Below are 24,213 nucleotides of genomic sequence, written 5' to 3' on the forward strand. Positions count from 1 at the left end.
TTCAGGGCGCTAGTTTACAACATTAAGCGCCTGACGAAAGTCTTAGTGCTGTTTTCGCGGCCTCTTCAGAGGTCGATTGCGTCATCTGCTCAGCGATGCGTGCCGGCAAATTATTCTCGATCTCGACCAAAGCTTGGCGCAAAGCGCACTCAAAATGACGCTTACCCGCGCCACCGTGACTTTTAATGACGATGCCACGCAAGCCGACAAAGCTTGCGCCATTGCGCTGTCCTGGATCGATTTGACGCTGCAGTTCCTGCAATACAGGCCGCGCCAACCAACCTAAAAAACGTCGGTAAAGGTTGCGCTGAAAACTACGACGTAGTTTCCCTGCAATCAAGCGTGCCAAACCCTCATTGCTTTTTAAGGCGATATTACCGGTGAAACCGTCACAGACAATGACATCCGCCTGACCGGTAAACACATCATCCCCTTCAATAAAACCGATATAGTTCAAACCTGCCTGCTGCTTGAATAAGCGCGCCGCACAACGCACCTGCTCATTGCCTTTGACCTCTTCCCGACCAATGTTTAGCAGGGCGATCCTAGGCTCTGGCCACTTATCTAATGAACGCGCCGTAGCAGCACCCATCAAGGCAAATTGCAACAACTGCTCTGGGCTTGAGTCGACGTTAGCACCAAGATCTAACAGATAGGAGTGCCCGGTAAGTGTTGGAATCGCACTTAAGATGGCCGGACGATCAATTCCGGGGAGTGTGTGCAAAAGTGTTCGTCCCAGCGCCATAAGCGCACCGGTATTGCCTGCACTGACACAAGCTTGTGCGTTTCCAAGCTGCACCTGTTGTAAGGCGTGATACATCGAGGAGTTTTGACCGTGACGCACAGCATGGGAAGGTTTGGCATGCATAGCGATCACATCTGGCGCATCGATTAACTGCAGGCGTGATAACAGCGATTCAGGGCAGGATGTTAGCTGCGCCTGAAGTGATGACAAAGCACCACAAAGAATCAGATGAACTTGAGGGTGGTGAGCGAGAAAACGCTGCGCAGCACTTAACGTAACACGGGGACCGAAGTCCCCGCCCATTGCGTCCACAGCGATTGTGTAACGCGCAGACAAACTTACTCGTCGTCTTGGGATTTAACGATCTGACGACCACGGTAGAAGCCATCTGCACTAACGTGGTGACGACGATGGGTTTCACCGGTGGTTGCATCCACAGCCAGAGTCGGACCGGTCAGCGCATCGTGTGAACGACGCATGTCACGACGTGAACGGGATTTTTTGTTCTGCTGTACTGCCATGGTTATATAGCTCCTGGTTAACTCTTGTCGGCCTTGCCTTTAAGGCCAGCCAACACACTGAAAGGGTTGGGTTTCTCTTGCTCTGAACGAACTGTCCCGGCATCGCCAAAGGAAGTTTGAATCTGACAAGACGCATGCTTCGGAATAGAAGGTAGAGTCAAAATCAATTCATCTTCAATAATTGGCCATAACGCCACTTCTTCCTCTTGAGTCAGGAGTGGGTCGTAATACCCTGGCAGGTTTCTAGCCTGTTCTTCATTCAGAACAACAGCAAGTTTGACCTCTGCACTCAGATCGATCTGGACAGGTTCCAGGCAACGCTGACAGGTCATCTCGACCCTGGCAGTCACCTGACCGGACACTGTACGCAGATGCTGATCATCCACCGTAAAATCCAAAGTCGCTTCCGCTGTGCCGGCATCGCTGCTTAAAAATGACACAAGCCGAGGCAGCGCAGAAATTTCAACGCAACCTTGGATTTGTACGCCCCGCTCAGCAAGCTTGCGCGGGTCTGCTTTTTTCGGTAATGGACCGTTCGACATAAGCGCGCAATTCTAGGGACACAGATGCCATCTGTCAAAGGGATTCCGAGCTTTCATCCGATAAAAATGCGATTATCATAGGCTTTTCACTCAAGTTGACACATAAGAGCCTAATCGTGATCAATAAATCTATCGTTCTAGCCTCCAGCTCCCCCTACCGCCGCGAACTTCTTGCCAAACTTGGCTTGCCCTTTCGCAGCCGTAAACCCGATGTGGATGAAACCCCTCTCGCGAATGAAACTCCGCACGCCCTAGTAGCACGTCTAGCTGAAGAGAAAGCACGCGCAATCGCGCATGATCTACCCGACGCTTTGGTGATAGGCTCAGATCAGGTGGCGGTTGTAGAAGGCAACATTCTTGGCAAACCCGGCACCCATGAACGTGCCGTGGCTCAGTTACAACAAGCCTCGGGTAAAGCAGTCACCTTTTTGACCGGTTTATGTGTACTGGATGCCAGCCAAGGTCGCGCGCAAACCGAAGTGGTGCCCTACGAAGTACATTTCCGTGAGCTCAGCTTGAAGCAAATTGAACGCTATTTAGAAAAGGAACAACCTTACGATTGTGCTGGCAGCTTTAAATCGGAGGGTTTAGGAATCGTGTTGTTTGAGCGTCTGGTTGGAGACGATCCTAATGCTTTGATCGGCCTACCTTTGATTCGTTTGGTGCGTATGCTAGAGCAGGCGGGTATTGATTTGCCTTAGGCTTAGCATCAGGGTGTCGAGCCGACCCGGCCGACACCCCAACAAAGCTTTGCAAAAAATGTGCTGCAAAAAGCTTAACGCAATTCCGGTAACAGTTGATGGCTAAGACGTGTAGCCAAATGCTCTGCAAAGGTCACCCCTAGACGATCAAAAAAGCGATCAAAGGGCGATGGCACAAAGGTGTAATCCAGCAAAGCCTCAAGGTCATGCTTTTCTCGCGCTAGCTGGCTACTGCTAGCCAAACCATCCACCAACCCCAACTCCAATGCTTGTTCGCCACTCCAGACCAAACCGCTAAAGAGATCTTCATCATCCTGCAAGCGTTCTCCACGCCCTTCGCGCACGACGCGAATAAATTGCTGGTGCGTAGTATCCAACACCGTTTGCCAGAAGAGCTTTTCCTCTTCGCGCAAAGGACTAAAGGGATCAAGAAAAGCTTTATTCTCGCCGGAGGTCATGATGCGACGCTCAACGCCCAGCTTCTCGATCAGGTTAACAAACCCAAAACTGGAAGCGGTGACACCGATTGAACCGACTAAACTGGCTTTATCAGCATAGATTTCATCCGCAGCCACCGCAATATAATAGCCTCCAGATGCACCGATATCCGTAATCACGGCATAAATCGGCTTTTCGGGATGTAAGGCGCGCAAGCGCTTGATCTCATCATTTATATAACCGGCCTGAACTGGACTCCCTCCCGGACTATTGATGCGCAGAATCACCGCCCGACTCTGCTCAGCCGCAAAAGCCCGGCGTAAAGAACGAATCACATTATCTGCGCTGGCATCTGCTGTATCGGCGATGACACCCCGCACCTCCACCACAGCCACATGCGGCGAGCGCTCGTTACTCTCTTTTTTGGAAGGAGATAAACCACCACCGATAAAATACATCCCCAACAAGCCAAAAAGATACGAGAAAGTCAGGAGTTTAAAGAAGATGCCCCAGCGTCGTGCGCGGCGCTGCTCAACATGCAAGCTGCTGACGATTTTTTCAATTAATCGCCACTCCCGACTCGAGGGATCTTTCTGCGCCTTAGCTAGAGTTTGCTCCAACTCAGCATCCTGTTTTGCTACAGATTTATCTTGCTGCTCGGGATCATCCCAATGGTTATTGCTCAATTCCTCTCTCCTTTCTTAACTCGGCTGCGTGCCTGAATTGAGGCGACCCAACCAGGGCTGGAGTTCGCTAAATTCATCGATTTGATGCACAGGCTTCCAACGCAAAAGACGCTCAACCTCATGGGCACCATAGGTCACCGCTAGGGTATCCATCCCTGCGCGCTGTCCCATCTCTAGATCATACTCAGTATCCCCGATCATTAACGCCGCTTTAGAGGACACATCGGTCATCCAAATAATCTCTTCCAACATATGTGGATCGGGTTTGGACGTGGTTTCATCGGCACAGCGGGTAATTTCAAACAAAGAACCTAGGCCCGTTTCCGTCAAAGCCCGATTGAGCCCCTTGCGACTTTTCCCAGTTGCCACGGCCAGGCGATGTGTTTTTGCCAAGCTCTGCAGGGTTTCACGCACCCCTGGGAAGAGATGTGTTTCAGTTGGATCAGCGCTTAGGAAATAATGCGCATAACGATCACGTAGTGCTTCAATTAAAGCCGTATCGGCATCGGGGTAGATGGCTAAAATCGCTTCAGGCAAACCCAAACCAATAATGTTACGCACTGCGGCATCACTTGGTTTGGGCAGCGTTAAATCAGCAGCGGCGGCTTGCATGCTGGAGATGATACGACCTTCCGAGTCGATCAAGGTGCCATCCCAGTCGAAAATCAAGAGTTGGTACATATCCTCTCCTTATAAGCCTTAAGCCTGAGCTGGGTTTTCGACTTTAATAATACGCACGTGGCGATGCTGAGTGTCAGGCAAAGTCCACTCAATACTCTGCCCCACCGCCAAGCCTAACAAAGCACTTCCAATCGGAGCAAGAATCGAGAGTGTTTCCGGCTGACCTTTGATTTCATGCGGATAGCACAGGGTTAAATGAAACTGCTTACCGGTTTCTTCTACCTCAAAAGTGACCGTTGAGTTCATACGGACCAACTCATCTGGCATTTCGCTGACCGGCAACACCTGAGCACGCGCCAGCTCATGGCGCAAACCCTCTAATGCCTTATCATCACGATAGGGCTTTTTATCGAGCAAGGTTTCTAGCCGATCTATGTCCAACTCAGAGACAGTAATGGGCGGCAGATCAGACATTTCAAACTCCATTCAACAGAATAAAAACAGATTTGCCCCGCCAAGGCAGGGCAAGTTTTAAGTACAACATTTGGGAAATTAGATTTCGATCTGGCGGTGACAGAAATGAGCGCCAGCCATAAGAATCGTTGCAAAGCACACTTAAGTAGAAATGAGATTGTGCCAGAGAAGTGTTAAAGAATGAAGGGGCAAGGCATGGGTGACACGGAAAGCCCTGTAGCACAAACGCAGAGCGATCCAGCCAAACCAGACCGCTCTGCGTCTTTAGATTTATTCAGCGCTCAGCTCGAGCTTCTGTGCAGAAACCAACACACCATTATTGTCTGCATAGACATAATGGCCAGGCGTGAAAGTCACCCCACCAAAGGTCACCGCAATGTTTAAGTCACCCAAGCCGCGCTTGTCGGTTTTCATCGGATGTGTACCCAAGGCTTGCACGCCGAGATCCAGCTGCCCGATCGCATTCACATCACGGATACAACCGTAAATGATGATGCCTTCCCAGCCATTCTTTTCCGCTTTTTCTGCCAGCATATCACCCAGCATGGCACGACGCATGGAACCGCCGCCGTCCACAACCAACACCTTACCCTGCCCAGGTTGCGCCACCTGCTCACGCACCAGAGAGTTGTCTTCATAAGCTTTGATGGTAACAATCTCTCCACCAAAGGTCTCACGCCCCCCAAAGTTTGCAAACATAGGTTCTACCACCTGAACCAAATCAGGAAACTGGTCACACAATTCCGGCAATAAATCGTCCATCTTCGCTCCTATCAAGCTGAGTTTATTCAGCGCCGAGTGTGGCTGATTCCCGGCCAATTTGCATTACAACTTTTGCACGACAGCCAAAAGGGCCTGTATAGGGTGCGGCAATTCCTGACGATCCAAACGCTTCACCTGCGAACGGCAAGAGTAACCGGTGGCGAGCAACTGTCCTTTATGGGCTGGATCATTGACTACAGCCCCCCAGCTGAGAGCATAGATGGCTTTCGAGCGTTTATAGTTCTCAGCTTCATGCCCAAAGGTGCCCGCCATACCGCAGCAACCTGTAGCCACAACATCCAGCTTCTGCCCAAGTGCCGTAAAAATGGCCTGCCATTGACGAATAGAAGGTGCCGCGGAGGTTTTTTCAGTGCAATGCGCCAGCAACTTATACTCCCCGGCCTGCACCTCACCCTTGAGCTGAATTTGATCCAACACACTGGCCAGCCACTCTTGAATCAACTGTACCGACGGCAGATCCTGGCTCAAATCTTTATATTCAGAGCGATAGGTGAGTGTCATGGACGGATCCACACCGATCATCGGTACACCTGAAGCCTGCAGCGCGCGCAACATTTCCAGATTTTTCTCGGCCGCCTGCGTAAACGCCTGCATAAATCCATGCACATGCAGGGGCTTACCATTCGGTAGATAAGGTGCCACAACCACATTAAAGCCTAGATGTGTCAGCAGATCGATCAGATCCAGCACCAAAGGGGTTTCAAAGTAGCTGGTGAAGGCATCTTGCACCAGGATAACACTCTTCTCACGCTGCTTAGGGGTCAGTTGAGCTAGGGTTTCAGGCGTTGCCCAGTCCAAGCCTCGCGCCTGCAACCCTTGTTTTAAGCTGTGGGTGCAGATCACTGGACTATCGACCATGCCCGCCGCCGATTTGAGGAAGGCGCGCACAAAAGAGTTACGCATTGCCCAGTTATAAGGTGCGGGGAAACGAGACAACACCGGCACCATAAACTCCAAACTACCAATCAAATAGTCTTTGACCGGACGCAGATAACGGCCGTAATAGACCTCAAGAAAACGTGCACGGAAGTCCGGCACATTCACCTTAATCGGGCATTGGCCGACACAGGATTTACACGCCAGGCAGCCCATCATGGCTTCATGCACTTCATTGGAGAAGTCATAATCACCACGTTTACGCTGCCAGGTGTTTTGAATACGTTTTGGCAAGCTGCGCAAAAAACCACCCTGGCGAATTGCGCGAGCTTCCGCATTGACATCGACACCGCGTTGCGCCATCAAACGCAACCATTCACGAATCAGAGAAGCACGTCCTTTAGGGGAGTGGATACGCTCACGTGTCCCCTTCCAAGATGGGCACATCGCATCATTCGGATCGTAGTTGTAACAGGCCCCGTTGCCGTTGCAGTTCATGGCCGAATCATAGGTCTCGCGTAGGGCTCCAGGTATCTGACGATCCTGTTGACCTCGAGTGGGCACGGCATCAATCTTGAGCAATTCGGCACCATCCTGAGTGATCGGCGTTGCGATCTTTCCAGGATTCATTTGATTACGTGGATCAAACGCCGCTTTGATACGCTGCAACTCAGGATACAACTCACCAAAGAACTCCGGTGCATACTCAGAGCGCACGCCCTTACCGTGTTCACCCCAGAGTAAGCCTTTATAGTGCTGGGTCAAACGCACCACCTCATCGGTAATGCTACGAATCAAACCTTCCTGTTGCGGATCTTTCATATCGATCGCGGGGCGCACATGCAACACCCCCGCATCGACATGGCCGAACATGCCATAAGCCAAGCCATTCTCATCGAGGACACGACGGAAATCCATAATGAAGTCCGCGAGATTCTCCGGCGGTACTGCGGTATCTTCGACAAAAGGAATCGGACGCTTAGCGCCCTGAGCATTACCTAAGAGCCCCACCGCCTTTTTGCGCATCGCCCAGACTTTATTAATCTCGGTTGCACCATAGACCACAGAATAGCCAAAACTTTTACCTGGCTGACCACTCACTTCGTCAAGATGCTGGCAGAGTTTTTCCACCTGAGCCTGCAGCTCGACCTGATCATCACCGGTATACTCAATCAGGTTAATTCCCTGAATCGTCGGCTCACCCTCTTGCTGAGGGAAGTAAGCGCGCACCGTATCCCAAACGATATCACCCATGGCTAGATTGAGGACCTTGGAGTCAATCGTCTCTATCGAGGTGGGCTGCCAATCCATGAGCGCTTTGGCATCACGAAGGGAGGATTCAAAGCTGTCGTATTTGACGTTGACCAGGGCCGAATGTTTAGGGATGGGTAAAACATTCAGCTTTGCTTCAGCGATAAACGCCAAAGACCCCTCTGCACCACAGAGGATCGAGTTGAGATTAAAGCGTCCAGACTCATCACGGATATGGGCGAGGTCATAACCGGTCAAACAGCGATTGAGCTTTGGAAACTTCTCAGCAATCAACGCTTGCTTATCGGTATAGATCCTATTCAGCAAACGATGCACATCCGCGACACGCCCCTCTTGCTGGCAGATTTCATCCAGCGCAGCATCACTTAGAGGCTGCGACAACCAGCGCTCACCGCCTAACCACACACTCTCCAATTCCAAGACATGATCTCGGGTTTTGCCATAGAGCACCGAACCCTGACCACTGGCATCCGTATTGATCATGCCCCCCAGCGTGGCTCGGTTACTGGTGGAAAGCTCGGGCGCAAAAAACAGTCCATAGGGTTTAAGTGCTGCATTCAGCTGATCCTTAACCACACCACTCTGCACACGTACCCAGCGCTGGTCTGGATTAATCTCAAGAATACGATTCATGTACTTAGAGCAATCCACGATCAAACCATCGGTCAAGGATTGACCATTGGTTCCAGTACCACCACCACGCGCACTTAACACTATGCTGTGAAAGCGTGGTTGATCCGCCAACTTAGCGATGCGGATTAAATCCTCTGTATGCTTTGGATAGAGCACACCTTGCGGCAGAATTTGATAAATACTGTTATCCGTCGCCAAGACCACGCGATTGGCATAATCCGGGTTCAGATCCCCCGCAAAGCCTTGCTGCTTCAATGTCTCAATGAAGTCTAAATACAGGGTTTGGGTAGGGTTAATATCAGCAACGCGAGGAATCATGTGACAGTCCTGAACTCATCTCGGAATTAAGTATCGAAAGCAACATCGATCTAGGTACGTAATCATCCTAGATTGGCGATTCAGGTTCAAATCAAAAAACTTATACAACCTATCGAAAGTCGCTATAGTGCGTTTCTTTATCGATGCTTAGGGTCAATCTCGTATGCTGCGAAACATCACCCAACTCCCCGTTTATCTGCTCACCTGTGCGCTCAGCAGTGCCGCCTGGGCAGCGCCCACTTTTATCACACAGGACACGCCCTTACCCGCCGGACGCTGGGTAGACCAGTCTGCCGATCTCTGTAGTGTGGCACAGGCAACCTCAGCATATCTGGCGCAGGGAGAAAATTATGATCCGGAAGCCATTCACGGTGGCAAACTGACTAACATTCAAGTATCACCGGCTCGCATTCAGCGGACTCTCGCGTTTATTTGCCAAATCCAACAAGAAGACCGTCAGCAAGGGCGCCCTTCACGCTTAGCCGATCCTGCCTTTATCGAACAGGCTTTTGAACGCGTACGCTGGCATCCAGATCAAGCCAAAGCCCAAAGCCTGAGTGCCGACAAGCCGCTCCTGCAGCGTCTACCCGCTGAACGGATCTTGCTCACCAAATACTATGTCCGTAAAGCACAGGGCGCGACTCAACCTAGCCCATCACAGCCTCATGCACTTTATGGCTTACCCTTTGATGAAGCTCACCTGAGTTTGGAGGAAGCGGATCGCTTAAAAGATCAGATCACACGCTATCGTTTTGGCAAACAAACGATTTTAAAAGGGGCTTTAAATCACCCAACGCCTCTCGCACCCGCTTTAACCTGGCTGTCGCGCGCCGATCTGGAAGGGGCTTTACTTCAAGGAACAGCAGTCATTGAAAACAATGGCTTGCGTCAATATTTTAATGTGCATCGCAATAATGGTATTGCCTATGATCGCACGCGTAAACCGGAAGAACAGGAGCGCTACTGGTACTTTAAAGAGGTACCCGGCGTCTTAGGGTATGGCAAGGATGCGGACTACAAAATCCCCATCAAACCACAGGTCACGGTTGCAGGGGATCTGTTTCAACTCGGCCTGGGGCGCTTGATTCTGCTACGCACGGAGGAAGCCGGACAGCCTACTTATCGTCTGAATATCCTGGCGGATACCGGAGGGGCTTTCCATGACAACCTCTATCAACTCGACTGGCTCAGTGGTTATTACCATGGCTGGGAGGACTATCACGCAGCCAATCGCCATATTAGTGATTATGCCGATGCCTGGTTCTTATTAAAGCGCGAGTAATCTAAAGATTAGGGGAAGCCTAGGCTTCCCCTAGCTGACTTTTCGGTGCAGGGGTTTGCGTCCTGCTGGCACCAAGCTCGACGCACCGGATTTTTAGCCGCGCAGATGTAAGCCCTGCTCATCCTGCACCAGCTTGCCCTGCTTAAGCAGCTGACCTATCGCCATCTTGAATGCTTTTTTGCTGACACCAAAGACACGTTTGATCTCTTCCGGGTCACTCTTATCGTGCAGTGGACAAAAGCCTTGATGCTGCTGCAAATACTCAAGCAACTGATCACTCACACTATGAACCCGCCCATAGCCGGGGGGGTGTAGCATCACATCTAACTTACCATCTTCACGCAAAGTCTTGATATAGCCTTTAACACTTTGACCTGCATGCAGATTTTGTACCTGATCTTGACGATGCAACATAGCCGGCCAACGATGATTCACGATCATCTGATAACCTAGCTCTGTCGGACGCCAAGCGAATAGATCCACCTCGCTCCCTGGCGCCAAAGTACAAGGCGTTTTATCAAAATGACGATCCAGCTTAGCCGACGCAGCCAAACGCCCAGAGTTATCGAGATACGCAAACACCGTCACGCGCTGGCCCGCTTCAACCTTCTGCGGCTGCTGCGCAAAGGGTAAAAACAACTCCTTGGGCAACCCCCAGTCCAGAAATGCGCCAATATCGTTGGTTTGAGACACTCTTAAGCGTGCAAACTCACCCAATTGAATGTAGGGCTTTTTCAGCGTCGCCACCGGCATATCGTGACTGTCGAGATAGACAAAGACGTAAAGATCATCGCCCAGCTCACAGTCTGTCGGCACTTCTGAGCTGGGTAAAAGGATGCCACCGAGCTTTCCACCGTCTAAGTACACACCAAATTCAACCTGGCGTATCACGCTCAGCGTATTAAAACGACCTAACTGCACCAAAGCTTCTACTCCTACTGGATAACCTTGCCTAGACTAGCACAACTCCCAAGCATTTTTCGTTTACAGACTTGTATAAAAACGATTACTCTCTGATGAAATCAGCAATATCAGAAGACAGCCCATGCCGATGAGCGCTTCCCAATCCACTCAACCTAAGCCCTGCGCCCTAGAGGTGCATGATCTTCACAAGCGTTATGGCGCACATGAGGTTTTAAAAGGCATCTCGCTTACCGCAGCAGAAGGCAATGTCATCTCTATTCTCGGCTCCAGCGGCTCAGGCAAATCCACCTTTTTACGCTGTTTGAATCTGTTGGAAAAACCCAATCAAGGCGAAATACGCTTGGGCGGTCAGGCACTCAATCTCAGCCTTAACTCCGCCGGTGAGTTAGAGGTCAAAAATCGCCGCGAACTGGAAAACATGCGTGCACGTATGGGGTTTGTCTTTCAAAACTTTAATCTCTGGCCACATATGACCGTTTTGGAAAACATTCAACTCGCTCCGATTCAGGTGTTAAAGCTCTCGCGCCAACAAGCCCGTGAACGCGCCCTAGCTTTACTTGAGCGTGTGGGCCTGGCGGATAAAGCCAAGGCCTACCCCAGCATGCTGTCAGGTGGACAACAACAACGCATTGCCATTGCCCGCACGCTGGCCATGGAACCTGATGTGTTGTTGTTTGATGAACCGACATCCGCCCTCGATCCTGAACTGGTCAATGAGGTCTTGAGTGTAATGCAGGGTTTGGCGGAAGAAGGACGCACCATGCTAATCGTGACCCACGAGATGCGCTTTGCTCGTGATGTGTCCTCCCATATTTTATTTTTACATCAAGGACGTGTTGAAGAGTTCGGATCTCCGGATGAGGTCTTTAATCACCCGACATCGGAACGTTGCCGGGAATTTATCTCCAGTCATCGCTGAGTTTGCTATTAAAGATGACCGGGCCATTCAATGAAATGAGGTGATTCTATGCGTGGGTCTAAAAAATTTCTGAGTGCAGCTCTTATCCTAGCCTCTGCCAGTTTATTGGCGCCGAATGCTATGGCCGATAAAATCCGTATTGCTACAGAGGGTGCCTATGCACCCTTTAACTTTATTGACAGTAGCGGTCAGCCGGGAGGCTTTGATGTCGATATTGCCCTGGCACTCTGCGAAAAAATGCAGGCCGAGTGTGAAATCGTGACTCAGGATTGGGATGGCATCATTCCCGCATTACGCGCGCGTCGTTATGATGCCATCATCGCCTCCATGTCGATTACGGAAGAGCGTGAGCGTGTTGTCGCCTTTACCGATCCCTACTACTCCAATGTTCTAGCACTTGTGGCCGCGCAAGGCAGTGACCTCACCCTAGATCCTGAAGCACTAAAAGGCAAAAACCTCGGTGCACAAAGAGCAACCATCGCCGGTCAGTATCTGGAAGATCAGTTTGGTAAGATCGCCAATATTCGTCTCTACGATACACAGGACAACGCCTATCTTGACCTGGCGGCGGGCCGTCTGGATGGCCTATTAAGTGATAAACTCCCCGCCTACGATTGGATGCAAACTGAGGCCGGTGCCAATTTTGCATTCAAAGGCGAAGATATTGATATTGATGACAAGGTCGCGATCGCCGTCCGCCAGCAGGACCAAGCTTTAAAAGAGCGCTTTAATGCCGCGATTCAAGCGATCCGTGAAGATGGCACCTATGCCGAAATCAACGCCAAATACTTTCCTTTTGATATCTACTGATTAAGTGATGGATCTACAGGGTTTTGGCCACCTGCTCCTGGCAGGCACCTGGATTACCTTGCAACTTGCGCTGACCAGCTTACTGTTTGGCATACTGCTGGGTCTTTTAGGTGCCGCCGCCAAGCTTTCCACGCTGGCCCCTTTACGTTGGGTGGCCAGCCTATATACCACCTTAATCCGTGGCATTCCGGAACTTCTCTTGGTGCTGATCATCTATTTTGGTCTCACCGAGTTGCTCTTGCGCGTGTTTGATGTTTATGTCGAGATCAGTGCCTTTGCGGCCGGTGTCACAGCGCTTTCCATCGCCTTTGGTGCCTATGCAACTGAAGTCTTTCGCAGCGCCTTACAGGAGATGCCTAAAGGCCAAAAAGAGGCGGCTCAAGCCCTCGGTCTAACCCCTTGGCAAAGTTTTTATCATATCCAGCTGCCCCAGCTTTGGCGCATTGCGCTGCCTGGATTGGGCAATCTATTCTTAGTGTTACTGAAGGATACGGCGCTGGTTTCTGTCATCGGCCTCGATGATCTCATGCGCCAAGCCTATGTGGCCGCTGGCTTCACTAAGCTGCCCTTTACCTTTTATCTGGTCGCCGCCGGTATCTATCTGCTCCTGACTATTATCAGTATGCAGGTGTTGCGCTGGATGGAAATACGTGCCAATCGACCCTGGCAACGACATGCAGAGAGTTAACCTATGCTAGGTGAATGGATATTGGCTCTTTCCGAATGGCTCCTCACCCTAACCCAGGGACAAGAGCCTTGGGACGCCTATGCTCGTTACCTACCGCGCCTGATGGACGGTGTTTGGGTGACACTGCAGCTGGTGATTCTATCCGGTATTGCCGGTTTTCTGCTGGCCATCCCGCTTGCGCTGATGCGGATTGCACGCTCGCCCGGACTCTGGATGCTGGCCTACGCTTATATCTTCTTTTTCCGTGGTACCCCCCTGCTGGTACAAATCTTTTTGGTTTACTACGGCCTTTCACAATTTGAGAGCCTTAGGAATCTCGGGTGGTTATGGACGGACGTGCTTTCCCAGCCTTACTGGTGCGCGATTATCGCGTTTACGCTGAACACCTCTGCTTATATTGCTGAACTCTTTCGCGGGGCCATTCAGGCGGTGCCTGTAGGCGAACTGGAAGCAGCTCAAGCTCTGGGCATGAGTCGACGTCAGCAGTATCAGTCTGTGGTGTTGCCGCGTGCGTTTGGCATTATCCTGCCCGCGTATGGCAATGAAGTGATTCTCATGCTGAAAGGCAGTGCGCTGGCTTCGACCATCACGTTGATGGATTTGATGGGTGCCACCCGAGGTGCCATCGCTCGTACCTACTTAAGCCTCGAATTTTTCTTACTGGCCGGGTTACTCTATTTACTCATGACCGCCTTACTGATCGGTGCGTTTCGCTTACTTGAGCGCGTATATAACGCACATCAGCACGCCACACATCTTTCTGTAAAAAAACTCGATGCGCAATTGCGTGATGAACATCTTGAACAACAGGTGAAATAGGGATCTAGATCAAGCCTTATTCGAATAAGTTGGCAGATTAACCAGGGCAGATCTAAGGTTAAGGAAGTTTAACCGCTTAGGATGGCGATTATGGATCCGATCACCCTGACTCTCGATGGCAGTGAAGCTGCTGCCCGTATCGCACACGCCTGCAATGAAATCATCGCGATTTATCCGATCACACCCGCCTCCGTGATGGGGGAGTTGGCCGATGCTTGGTCTGCAGAAGGTCAAACGAATCTTTGGGGGCAGGTTCCCCGCATTATTGAGATGCAAAGTGAAGCCGGTGCGGCAGGTGCCTTGCATGGTGCACTACAACTCGGCGCACTCGCCACCACTTTTACCGCCTCTCAAGGCCTTCTGCTCATGCTACCGAATATGTATAAGATTGCTGGTGAGCTGAGTCCAACCGTCTTTCATATCGCGGCGCGCTCCCTCGCCGCTCAAGCCTTATCGATTTTCTGTGATCACAGCGATGTGATGGCCGCACGTGCTACCGGTTTTGCGATTCTTGCCGCTAACAGCGTACAAGAAGTGCAGGATATGGCACTCATTGCCCAAGCAGTGTCCCTAAAATCGCGTATTCCCGTACTGCACTTTTTTGATGGCTTTCGCACCTCGCACGAAGTCAGCAAGATTGAACTGGTGTCAGCCCAGACGATGCAAACACTGTTGGATGAAGAAGCCATTCAAGCTCATCGTGCACGTGCTTTGAACCCAGAGCATCCGGTCATACGCGGCACCTCGCAGAATCCCGATGTGTATTTTCAAGGTCGGGAAAGTGTTAATCCTTTTTACACTGCGTTTGCACCTCACCTAGAGCAGGTCATGCAGGCGTTTGCCCAAACCACCGGGCGCAGCTATCAAGCCTATGAATATTATGGCAGCCCGGATGCCGATGCCTTAATCGTCTTGATGGGATCCGCCGTGCAAACCGTACAAGAAACGCTGCCGGACTTGCAGCAGCAGGGCCGACGTTGTGGTCTACTTGCTGTGCGTATGTTCCGCCCTCTGGATGCCGCAAGTTTACTGGCCGTGATCCCGAAAACGGTGCGGCGCATCGCCGTTCTGGATCGCTGTAAAGAACCGGGCAGCCTGGGCGAGCCGCTCTTTCTCGACATACAGAGTCTAGTGGCACAGGATCAGCAATCGCGCCAACCTCACTTTGCAACTCTCCCTCGTATTATTGGCGGACGTTATGGACTCTCCTCAAAAGAGTTCACGCCAGGCATGGTAAAAGCCGTCTTTGATGAGCTGGATAAACCCGAACCTCAACATCCTTTTAGTATCGGGATTTATGATGATGTCAGCCATCTCTCTTTAGACTGGGAGACAGATTTTCGAACTCAAGCCAGCCAACAGGCAACCGCTGCGATCTTCTATGGTTTAGGCTCCGATGGCACTGTCAGTGCTAATAAAAACTCGATCAAAATCATCGGCGATCACAGCGCTCTGCATGTTCAGGGTTATTTTGTCTATGATTCGAAAAAATCCGGTGCGGTCACCATCTCTCATCTGCGCTTTAGCCCCCAACCCATTCTCTCGGCCTACTTAATTCAGCCAGGCGAAGCACGTTTTGTTGCCTGCCATCAGAGTCATTTATTAAAACGTTTTGATCCGCTGATCTATGCCGCTCAGGGGGCTGTGTTTTTACTCAACAGCGCCCTGCCGCCCGAGGCGATCTGGGATTCGTTTTCCGAGGCGATGCAGCAACAACTGCTGGAAAAAGAGATTCAGTGTTACGTCATCGATGCTTATGCCCTCGCTGAAGAGCTCGGCATGGGGCGGCGTATCAACACCATCATGCAATCTTGTTTTTTTGCGATCACGCAGCTGTTACCGCTGGATCAAGCCCTGATCGCCATGAAACAAGCCGCCGTTGAAACCTATGGTGGCAAAGGACAGGCATTAATTGAACAAAACGCCGCCGCCATCGACCAAGCCTTATTGCGCTTATCGCCTCTAGCCAAACCCAGCGGCCCGCTGTCCCAAACCACGCCGACTACTCAGCCTTGGGCTTTAAGTCCTCAAGCGCCTGAGTTTGTACAACAGGTGAGTGCAAAACTGCTGGCTGGGTTAGGTGATCGTATTCCGGTCAGCCAAATCCCCTGCGATGGCACCTGGCCCAGTGCGACCGCACAATGGGAAAAACGCGGCTTAGCGCTGGAGATTCCGCAGTGGGATCAAGATCTTTGTATCCAGTGTGGGAAATGTCCGCTCGTGTGCCCACACAGCGCTATTCGCAGCAAAATATTTACCTCAGAGCATCTAGAGCAGGCACCGGACTCTTTTCTTTACGCTGATTTTAACCATAAAGAGATGTCGAAGGATTGGAAAATCAGCTATCAAGTCGCCCCGGAAGATTGCACCGGTTGCGGCCTCTGCGTCGAAATTTGTCCGATCAAGGATAAAACTCAACCCGGACGTCGTGCTTTAAACATGCAACCTTTAGCCCCCCTGTTGGAGATGGAAAAACACAACTGGGAGTATTTTTTAAGCCTACCCGAAGTTGATCGCCGTGAGTTACGACTCGATGTGATTAAAGAAGCGATGCTGACTCAGCCACTGTTTGAATTCTCCGGCGCTTGCTCAGGTTGCGGTGAGACTCCCTATTTACGTCTGGCCAGCCAGCTCTTTGGTGAGCGCATGGTAATTGCTAACGCGACCGGATGCTCCTCCATTTATGGCGGCAACCTCCCCACCACACCCTGGAGCCAAACCCTTGCTGGGCGTGGCCCGGCTTGGAACAACTCTCTGTTTGAGGATAATGCCGAGTTTGGTTTGGGGATGCGTTTAGCGATTAATCAAAGACGTGATCTGGCACGCCAACGGCTGCAGGCTTTACGTAGCGAACTCCCCGAACTGGATCTTGCACCTCTCTTCAACGAACCCTTGGATGAAGCCGAACACTCTACCCAACGCCAAGCCCTGGAGGCATTACAGCAATCACTCCGAGATCGGCCCGATCATCCCGAGGCTCAATCATTACTGCACTGTGCCGAGGATCTACTCGCTCGCAGTGTCTGGATTATCGGTGGTGATGGCTGGGCTTATGACATAGGCTTTGGAGGCTTGGATCATGTATTGGCCTCAGGTGAGAAGGTCAACATTTTGGTGCTGGATACCGAGGTCTATTCCAATACCGGCGGACAAACCTCAAAAGCAACACCACGGGGGGCCGTGGCGAAATTCTCGGCGGGCGGCAAAGCCAGTGCCAAAAAAGATCTGGCCCAGATCGCGATGACTTACGAGGGTGTGTATGTTGCGCAGGTGGCCTATGGCGCTAAAGATTTACACACCCTCAAAACCTTTTTAGAAGCCGAAACCTTCCCGGGCCCTGCTTTGATCATCGCCTACTCACCCTGTATCGCCTGGGGTAATGATTTAGCTTTTAACCATCAGATGCAGGATCGTGCTGTACGCAGCGGACACTGGCCACTCTTCCGCTACGATCCAAGACGTTTAGAAAAAGGCTTAAATCCTTTACAACTGGATAGCAAACCACCGAATTTGGCCTACCGTGAGTTTACCGCCAGTGAAACGCGCTTCAATATGCTCTGGCGCAGCCATGAAGCCGCGGCTGAACATTTTCTTGAGCACTCACAAAAAGAAGCGCGTGCCCACTATCATCATTACCAACAACTCAGTGAGCTGGATGCTCCTGCCGCGAAGGAGGGTAAACCCCATGACTCAGAAGGCTAAATCCACCCCACTGAGCAGCCAATATTTGGGTTTTCAACTTGAGCACCCGCTGGTGCCCTCTGCATCTCCCTTGAGCAAAAATCTGGATCTCTGCTATCAGCTTGAGGATGCCGGTGCCAGCGCCCTAGTACTCTACTCTTTATTTGAAGAAGAGTTGGATTCTGCGCATCAACGTCATATCCAACTTCTGCACGAACGCGATCTTGGGCATAGTGAGGCTTCGCATTTTTTACCTCTTCATCGTCAACCCACGCATGCTCTGGAAGCCTACCTTGAACAGATCCAACGCTTAAAACAACGCCTAAACATCCCGGTGATTGCCAGTTTAAACGGCATTTCACGCGATGGTTGGATTGAAAATGCGCGTTTGATTGAAGAAGCCGGTGCCGATGCACTCGAGCTCAATATCTATGCCTTGGCAGCCGATCCACACCTAACGGCTGAGCAGGTTGAGGCCGGCTATCTGGATCTGATTCGTGCTTTACGCCACACCATTCAATTACCCATTGTCGTGAAACTTTCACCCTTCTTCTCGGCCTTAGCTCACTTTGTCGTACAACTGGAACAGACCGGTATACAAGGAGTCGCGCTGTTTAATCGGTTTTATCAACCCGATATTGACCCCGATAGCTTACGCGTCAGCTCGAGTCTGCACCTCTCTACCTCAGTCGATACCCTCTTACCGATGCGTTGGTTAGGCATTCTCTATGGAAAAACTGGCTTAAGCCTGGCCGGAACGGGCGGTGTGCATAGCTCGGAAGATGCCGTCAAATTCATACTCGCCGGAGCGGATGTGGTGCATCTGTGCAGCCTACTTTTGAAACAAGGCCCACAAGCACTCAAGACTCTACGCCAGGGCTTAGAGCAGTGGTTAGAGATGAGTCCTTACGACACGCTAGAACAGGCGCGCGGTGTTCTCTCGCATCATCACAGTGATGATCCCTCACTCTATGAACGTGCCAGCTATGTCCAACTCCTGAGTCGAGCAGACTACTAAACCGTCTCGGCTTAACGGCCTCATACTGGAGGTGCCACATAGCACCTTCAATCCCAGAGACAACCTAAAAGTCAGGCCAAACAATCGTTTTCAGACCGAGGTGCGTAAACAAAGAACAACACACTTCTGATTAAGGCTTAAACATGTCTAGTATCTGGATTCTCGGTGGTGGCAGCATTGCCCAAGCACTGGCTCAACATGCACAGGCTCAAGGTCAAAGCGTACACCTGCTCTCAACTCGCCCAGCTTCCTATGCAGATCCCCACGCAAATCTCCATACAGATCCCTACCCAAGCCCCTGTTCAGCCCCAGTGCTACATTGGCATCGGATCGAACACTGGCATGAGCCTCAATGGCTAGCGTTACTCGACAACCTACCCCTGCCCGAGCAAATTGTGGTCACCAATGGCTTGTTAAGTAATGATCAAATACAACCGGAGAAGCGTCTAGAGGAGTTGAATCTACAAAGCTGGCGCTTGAGCCTGCAAGCCAATACCGAGATCAGCTTACAGCTTTTGGCCTTTCTCGCAGGCCGCATGAAACGACAGGATGCCCTGCAATGTCTGATTCTTTCTGCCAAAGTCGGCAGTATTCAAGATAATCGCTTGGGGGGTTGGTATGCCTACCGCGCCAGCAAAGCGGCATTAAATATGCTGATCAAAACCGCCTCGATTGAGTGGCAGCGGCGCTTTCCCCTCTGTAGTCTGGGCGCTTACCATCCCGGCACCACCGATAGCGCGCTATCGCGCCCTTTTCAGAGCCGTGTGCCGGATCAGCAACTTAAAACACCTGAGCAAGCCGCCCTCTGTTTGGCCCAACAACTGAACCAGTTAACGCCTGAGAACTCAGGGCGCTTCTGGAATTGGGACGGTCAAGAACTGCCCTGGTAAACGTCCTCTTATTGAGGACGACTCAAACGATCAAAGCGCGCACCGGAAGCAAAATGCGCCTGGTGTGCGTCTTGCCATGAAGGGTAAAGTTGCTCTAAGCGAAACAGCGTCAATTGCGGAAAGTCTGTGCCGGCAAGGTTTGTCTGTGAACGAAAATGGTATTGAGCGATTAAGGTTTGCGCCGCTTCAGAATAAAGGTATTCCAGATACGCCTGAGCGATCACTTCAGTGCCACGGCGCTCTGCATTCCGGCTCACCACGGCGACCGGGGGTTCGGCACGAATCGACAGACTAGGATACACAAGCTCAAACTCACCGGATTCGAGCTGTTCTAAAGCCATTAAGGCTTCGTTTTCCCAAGCTAAGAGCACATCGCCTAAACCACGATCGACAAAACTATTGGTTGCTGCGCGGGCGCCGGTATCCATCACCAGCACTTGCTGATACAGCTGACGTACAAAGGCTTCCGCTTGCAGTTCCGCTTGCTGGCGCGTGTGCAGATCTAAACTCTGCCACTGAGTCAAATCCCCCACTTCCTGCTGCAGCGCAAACCCCCAAGCAGCCAGATAATTCCAACGAGCGCCCCCTGAGGTTTTAGGGTTAGGGGTGATGATTTCCACGCCCTCTTGAATCAGATCTGACCAGTCATGGATCTGTTTAGGGTTGCCTTTGCGCACTAAGAACACAACGGTGGAATGATAAGGCGCAGACGCTTCAGGCAGATTTTGCTGCCAAGTCGCAGGCAAGCGGCGGGATTGCTGAGCGATCATGTCGATATCATACGCCAAAGCCAAACTGACGATATCGGCAGGCAAACCTTGAATCACCGATAAAGCTTGGCGACCTGAGCCACCGTGTGACATGCGCACGCGCACAGATTCACCCTTTTCTGCCCGCCAGTGTTCAGCGAATAGAGTGTTATAAGCTTGGTAAAACTCTCGAGTAGGATCATAGGAGACGTGCAACAGATCGACATCACGCGCCTGGGCGCTCAGGCTCCAAAGGCTAGAGATCAGGGCAAGAATCAGTAAGGATCTAAGGGGTAACATAGACTCAACTCCATAAAAGCAATGGAGCGCATCTTAGACAGCTTTTTATATAATTTAAAAGAATTGATTTAATTATTAATATAATTTTCAGATCTATTGATTGAAGCCAGATTAAGACGCTCTCACCAACTTAGCTCAGTCGTCATGAGCAACCAAAGCACCGCCACCAATAGAGAGAGAAGAGTAATCGGGATACCACAACGTGCGTGATCGGCCAGACTTAAATGCACCCCTTGGCTGGCCGCACGTTCTGCGACAATGATATTCGCCAAACTGCCGATCAATAAAAAGTTACCGGCCAGCGTAGAAAGCAGTGCCATCGCATAATAGACCGCACTGGATTGCTCGGGAATCCAATCCAGTAGGAGCATGACCGCAGGCACGTTACCGATGCTGTTACTACTCACCAGCAGAATCCAAGTCAAACTGCTTAGCTGCTCTACCGATCCCGATAGATTCTGCACGCCCTGCAACAACTGCTCAGAAGCCCCCGAAGCCGCCATACTGCCGGTGACGATAAATAAACATGCAAATAAGAGCAAAAGATGCCAATCTACGGCTGAGAGCATCTCACGACTGGATTGCACACGACTGAGCAATAACACCCCCGCAATGGCCAAAGCACTGATCTCCTTCTCCAATTGAGTCGAGAAAAGTACCAGCAACATCACTAACGCCATAGATCCCTTAGCTGCTTGCCAACTCGCCATCTCCGGTGCTTTTAAACTCCGTAAAGTGGGTGTAGAGGGCGCTGCCGCTAACGTATCGCGCCAAGTCCAACCGACGACTGCCCAAACCAGTAAGGTCGCCACCCATGCAACGGGCGCACAGACCCAAACGAAACTCCAGAAATCCAGCCCCTGACTCTGTGCAATTAGAATATTCTGCGGATTACCGATTAAGGTTGCGGCACTGCCGGTGTTACAGGCACAAGCCAAACCGATCAAGAAGGGTCGCGGATCTAAACCCCGATCACGCACACCTTGCGCAATCATGGGCGCCATCGCAAAGGCCGTGATATCGTTTGCCAGAAATGCCGAAAATACAGCCGCCACCCCAATCACCCATCCCAAGAGGAGTTGCGGCGACAAGGGTGTAATCATCAAACGCCAGGTGATGCGTGTATACACTCCAGCGAGGGCAAATTGTGCGGAGATCACCATCAGCCCCATTAATAGAATCAAGGTCGGCAGATCCACCCACTGCCCCATCTCTGCGCTTTCAATCCGTTGAGTCAGCAACAGAGCGACAACCGCCAGGAGCACAATCCCCGTGCGGTCCAGCTTTAGTCCAGGCACGCGCCCTAACGCCATGCCAAGATACATCAGACTGAAAATCGCAATCAGCAAGAGATCCAACTAAGCGCGCCCCGACTCCGGATAACGTTTCATAATCCAGTAGAGCAAAGGCAAACCTAACAAAGCAATCAACGCACAGAGAAGGAAAAACAGCCCCCAGTCACCGTCTAACGCATCCACCATCATGCCGCTCGATGCGGAAAACCAGATACGCGCCAGATTCGCCAAGGATGCCAATAGGGCATATTGCGTGGCTGTGTAAGCCGTATTACAGAGCGAAGAGAGATAAGCCACCAGCGCCACGGTCACCAAGCCGGTGGTAAAGCTGTCTGAAGCCACCGCAAAGATAAATACCGCCGTTGATTGACCGGAAACCGCTAACCAAGAATAGGTGAGGTTGGTCGCTGCCGTCGCAAACCCTGAGAGAAACAGCGCTCGCAGCAAACCGATCCGCGCCACCAACACCCCCCCAACGACGATACCGATCAGGTTTGCCGTCAATCCGTAGACTTTAGCCACCTCAGCGATTTCACCCAAAGAAAAGCCGAGCTCCCGGTAAAATACGCCTGACATACGACCCAGCAGCGCATCCCCCAGCTTAAAGACAAAGATAAAAATCAGAATCAGTAACCAGCCCTGACGGCGCGTAAAATCCCAAAGAGGGGCCACTAGTGTGACATAACACCAAACCACCAGAGGTCTGAGCCGTAAAGATAGCCCCTTGTCTTGCAAATAACGATCGGCCTTGGCGGTTTCTTGCGCATGCACCTGTGAAGCAGGCACCTGAGGCTCGGGGCTTAAGAGCACCGCCGTCATACCAATGAGCACACCGGTCGCGAGCAGTAGATACGCCATATTCCAACCTAGCGCTTGTGCCAGATACAGGCCACCCGCTCCACCCACCAGCGTCCCGCCTAGATGCCAACCCCAAATCCCCACCGCCGAACCACTGCCGTATTTCTCAGGCTCTAGGATCTCGATGCGGTAGGCATCAATCACGATATCTTGGGTCGCCGAAATAAAGGTCACAAACAGTACCGCCAAAGCCATCATCCAAAGCTGTTGTGAGGGCTGGGCGAAGGATAAAACCAAAATGGCCAGGATTAAAAAGCTTTGCATCAGCAAGGCCCAACTGCGTCGCCGCCCTAAACGCGCCGTCAGGTAGGGAAGGCGTAAACGATCAATTAAAGGTGCCCAAAGAAAGTTGATCGCATAGGGTGTGGCCGCCAGAGCAAAAAGACCTATATCAGTACGGCTGACCCCTTCATCGCGCAGCCAGATCGACAGATTGGAGAACACCAAAGGTGCCGGTAAACCACTGGAAAAGCCCAACGCCAAGAGCGTAAGCATTCGACGATCACGATAAGGCGCTAAGGCACGGCCCAGCGCCGATAAAAAAGGAAAAGAATACATTAGGAGGATTTAGATCCTTCTCCGATCACATCACTGACTTGCGCCATAAAGTAGACCGGATCAAATTCAGGGGGCAGTTGATCATGAATCACAAAATACATAAACACCGCGTGCAAAGCACCATAGCGATAAAACACACCACTTAACCAACCCGACCAACCCGAGGGCTGACAGCGCTTTAAGCCCAGTTTGCTTTTCGCCGCACCGAATAAATAACTGTAAGTTGCTCCGGTAATCTTTTGATCTGGTTTAAGTTTTCCACTTCCAACCAGCTGCCTAGACAGATGCACGGCTTCACGTATTGAGCGCGCCAAAGAACCTGCTAAATGGCGACTGATATTACGTGTGCGCCCTGCGGTATCACTTAACAGATGATGCTTTTCCGCCAGCAAACTGTGTGCTTTCGCCAGATGTAAGGAGATCTGCCCATTACGATGGGTACGATAAAACACATGCTGGCTAAGATCATAAAATAAACGCCGCCGCATACAGCGCTGAGCAAGCCGATCAAACAAATCCTTAAACGAAAAAAACGGCATGGTCGCCAGAGGCATAATGACTAGAAAGGTATAGAGCGCAGAAAAGCACGCCAGCAGAGTCCGGCGACGCGGCAGGAAGCCTTCAAAAAAGCCAAAAAAAGCCACTAACAAACCACTTAGAATCATCGCTGTTAAGACGAGGCTATTCAACAGATGACGCCAAAGAATACGCCGTCCCGGCGCACTCAAGATAATAGCTTTTAAAAAGCGCTGAATTTCACGACAACGAAAAAGCAGATCAGATGACATAACCCCAGCCTAAACACACACAAT

The 24,213-nt window shown here is 51.2% G+C and carries 22 protein-coding genes; 9 read left to right on the top strand and 13 right to left on the bottom strand.

Annotation, left to right across the window (positions count from 1 at the left end; genetic code table 11):
• Nucleotides 1-22: 22 nt before the first annotated feature.
• Genes plsX through E1H14_RS05640 form a run of 3 tightly spaced genes read right to left on the bottom strand, consistent with a single transcriptional unit; the run spans nt 23 to nt 1,808 of the window.
• Nucleotides 23-1,081, bottom strand: a complete 1,059-nt coding sequence (gene plsX / locus E1H14_RS05630) for a phosphate acyltransferase PlsX (protein WP_149390467.1) — start codon at nt 1,079-1,081, stop codon at nt 23-25.
• A 2-nt stretch (nt 1,082-1,083) separates the two neighbouring features.
• Nucleotides 1,084-1,266: a 50S ribosomal protein L32 gene (gene rpmF / locus E1H14_RS05635; protein WP_149390468.1), complete on the bottom strand. Its 183-nt coding sequence runs from the start codon at nt 1,264-1,266 to the stop codon at nt 1,084-1,086.
• Between the two features lie 17 nt (nt 1,267-1,283).
• A complete protein-coding gene (locus E1H14_RS05640; protein WP_149390469.1) occupies nt 1,284-1,808 on the bottom strand; it encodes a YceD family protein in 525 nt (174 codons plus the stop codon).
• Between the two features lie 119 nt (nt 1,809-1,927).
• Here E1H14_RS05640 and E1H14_RS05645 point away from each other — a divergent pair, with 119 nt between their 5' ends.
• Nucleotides 1,928-2,509 carry a Maf family protein gene (locus E1H14_RS05645; RefSeq protein ID WP_149390526.1) on the top strand — a complete coding sequence of 194 codons (582 nt, stop codon included), beginning with the start codon at nt 1,928-1,930 and terminating at the stop codon, nt 2,507-2,509.
• A gap of 74 nt (nt 2,510-2,583) precedes the next feature.
• On the opposite strand, the gene sppA is transcribed toward E1H14_RS05645, so the two are convergent.
• The 5 genes from sppA to ydiJ all read right to left on the bottom strand — a co-directional run bounded on the left by sppA (nt 2,584) and on the right by ydiJ (nt 8,610).
• On the bottom strand, nt 2,584-3,633 hold the full coding sequence (sppA, locus tag E1H14_RS05650; protein WP_149390470.1) for a signal peptide peptidase SppA: 1,050 nt from the start codon (nt 3,631-3,633) through the stop codon (nt 2,584-2,586).
• 15 nt (nt 3,634-3,648) lie between these two features.
• Nucleotides 3,649-4,314 (bottom strand): HAD-IA family hydrolase, encoded by a 666-nt coding sequence (locus E1H14_RS05655; RefSeq protein WP_149390471.1) that lies wholly within the window; start codon nt 4,312-4,314, stop codon nt 3,649-3,651.
• Nucleotides 4,315-4,332: 18 nt separating this feature from the next.
• On the bottom strand, nt 4,333-4,728 hold the full coding sequence (gene rnk / locus E1H14_RS05660; protein WP_149390472.1) for a nucleoside diphosphate kinase regulator: 396 nt from the start codon (nt 4,726-4,728) through the stop codon (nt 4,333-4,335).
• Nucleotides 4,729-4,998: 270 nt separating this feature from the next.
• Nucleotides 4,999-5,490: a ribonuclease E activity regulator RraA gene (rraA, locus tag E1H14_RS05665; protein WP_149390473.1), complete on the bottom strand. Its 492-nt coding sequence runs from the start codon at nt 5,488-5,490 to the stop codon at nt 4,999-5,001.
• 63 nt (nt 5,491-5,553) lie between these two features.
• Nucleotides 5,554-8,610 carry a D-2-hydroxyglutarate dehydrogenase YdiJ gene (gene ydiJ / locus E1H14_RS05670; protein WP_149390474.1) on the bottom strand — a complete coding sequence of 1,019 codons (3,057 nt, stop codon included), beginning with the start codon at nt 8,608-8,610 and terminating at the stop codon, nt 5,554-5,556.
• A 163-nt stretch (nt 8,611-8,773) separates the two neighbouring features.
• On the opposite strand from ydiJ, the gene E1H14_RS05675 reads away from it, so the two are divergent.
• Nucleotides 8,774-9,892, top strand: a complete 1,119-nt coding sequence (locus E1H14_RS05675) for a hypothetical protein (protein WP_149390475.1) — start codon at nt 8,774-8,776, stop codon at nt 9,890-9,892.
• Nucleotides 9,893-9,985: 93 nt separating this feature from the next.
• Here E1H14_RS05675 and E1H14_RS05680 read toward each other — a convergent pair whose 3' ends face one another.
• A complete protein-coding gene (locus E1H14_RS05680; protein WP_235017392.1) occupies nt 9,986-10,813 on the bottom strand; it encodes a CvfB family protein in 828 nt (275 codons plus the stop codon).
• Nucleotides 10,814-10,943: 130 nt separating this feature from the next.
• Between E1H14_RS05680 and E1H14_RS05685 the strand changes: the two genes are divergently transcribed.
• The 7 genes from E1H14_RS05685 (at nt 10,944) to E1H14_RS05715 (ending at nt 19,641) form a co-directional block, all read left to right on the top strand.
• Complete coding sequence (locus E1H14_RS05685) at nt 10,944-11,735, top strand: ABC transporter ATP-binding protein (protein WP_149390477.1); 792 nt, start codon at nt 10,944-10,946, stop codon at nt 11,733-11,735.
• A 48-nt stretch (nt 11,736-11,783) separates the two neighbouring features.
• Complete coding sequence (locus tag E1H14_RS05690) at nt 11,784-12,545, top strand: ABC transporter substrate-binding protein (protein WP_149390478.1); 762 nt, start codon at nt 11,784-11,786, stop codon at nt 12,543-12,545.
• A 7-nt stretch (nt 12,546-12,552) separates the two neighbouring features.
• A complete protein-coding gene (locus tag E1H14_RS05695) occupies nt 12,553-13,233 on the top strand; it encodes an ABC transporter permease (protein ID WP_235017393.1) in 681 nt (226 codons plus the stop codon).
• Between the two features lie 3 nt (nt 13,234-13,236).
• Nucleotides 13,237-14,052, top strand: coding sequence for an ABC transporter permease (locus E1H14_RS05700; RefSeq protein WP_327436775.1), 816 nt, complete (start codon nt 13,237-13,239; stop codon nt 14,050-14,052).
• A gap of 90 nt (nt 14,053-14,142) precedes the next feature.
• Nucleotides 14,143-17,754 (top strand): pyruvate:ferredoxin (flavodoxin) oxidoreductase, encoded by a 3,612-nt coding sequence (nifJ, locus tag E1H14_RS05705; protein WP_149390480.1) that lies wholly within the window; start codon nt 14,143-14,145, stop codon nt 17,752-17,754.
• Entirely contained in the window at nt 17,738-18,751 is a 1,014-nt protein-coding gene (locus E1H14_RS05710; protein WP_149390481.1) for a dihydroorotate dehydrogenase-like protein, read from the top strand. The genes nifJ and E1H14_RS05710 overlap by 17 nt, the downstream gene beginning before the upstream one ends.
• Nucleotides 18,752-18,894: 143 nt before the next feature.
• Nucleotides 18,895-19,641 carry a Rossmann-fold NAD(P)-binding domain-containing protein gene (locus E1H14_RS05715; RefSeq protein ID WP_149390482.1) on the top strand — a complete coding sequence of 249 codons (747 nt, stop codon included), beginning with the start codon at nt 18,895-18,897 and terminating at the stop codon, nt 19,639-19,641.
• Nucleotides 19,642-19,649: 8 nt separating this feature from the next.
• Here the strand turns inward: E1H14_RS05715 and E1H14_RS05720 are convergent, their stop codons facing one another.
• The 4 genes from E1H14_RS05720 to E1H14_RS05735 form a co-directional block, all read right to left on the bottom strand.
• Entirely contained in the window at nt 19,650-20,690 is a 1,041-nt protein-coding gene (locus E1H14_RS05720) for a sulfate ABC transporter substrate-binding protein (protein WP_149390483.1), read from the bottom strand.
• A 122-nt stretch (nt 20,691-20,812) separates the two neighbouring features.
• The gene (locus tag E1H14_RS05725) at nt 20,813-22,048 is read right to left on the bottom strand and encodes an anion transporter (RefSeq protein WP_149390484.1); all 1,236 of its coding nucleotides are present in this window, start codon (nt 22,046-22,048) and stop codon (nt 20,813-20,815) included.
• The gene (locus E1H14_RS05730; protein ID WP_149390485.1) at nt 22,049-23,401 is read right to left on the bottom strand and encodes an AmpG family muropeptide MFS transporter; all 1,353 of its coding nucleotides are present in this window, start codon (nt 23,399-23,401) and stop codon (nt 22,049-22,051) included.
• Nucleotides 23,401-24,189 (bottom strand): hypothetical protein, encoded by a 789-nt coding sequence (locus tag E1H14_RS05735; protein ID WP_149390486.1) that lies wholly within the window; start codon nt 24,187-24,189, stop codon nt 23,401-23,403. The genes E1H14_RS05730 and E1H14_RS05735 overlap by 1 nt, the downstream gene beginning before the upstream one ends.
• Nucleotides 24,190-24,213 lie beyond the last annotated feature (24 nt).

The sequence above is a fragment of the Nitrincola tapanii genome, assembly GCF_008368715.1.
In the GTDB taxonomy this organism is placed as follows: Bacteria; Pseudomonadota; Gammaproteobacteria; order Pseudomonadales; family Balneatricaceae; genus Nitrincola; species Nitrincola tapanii.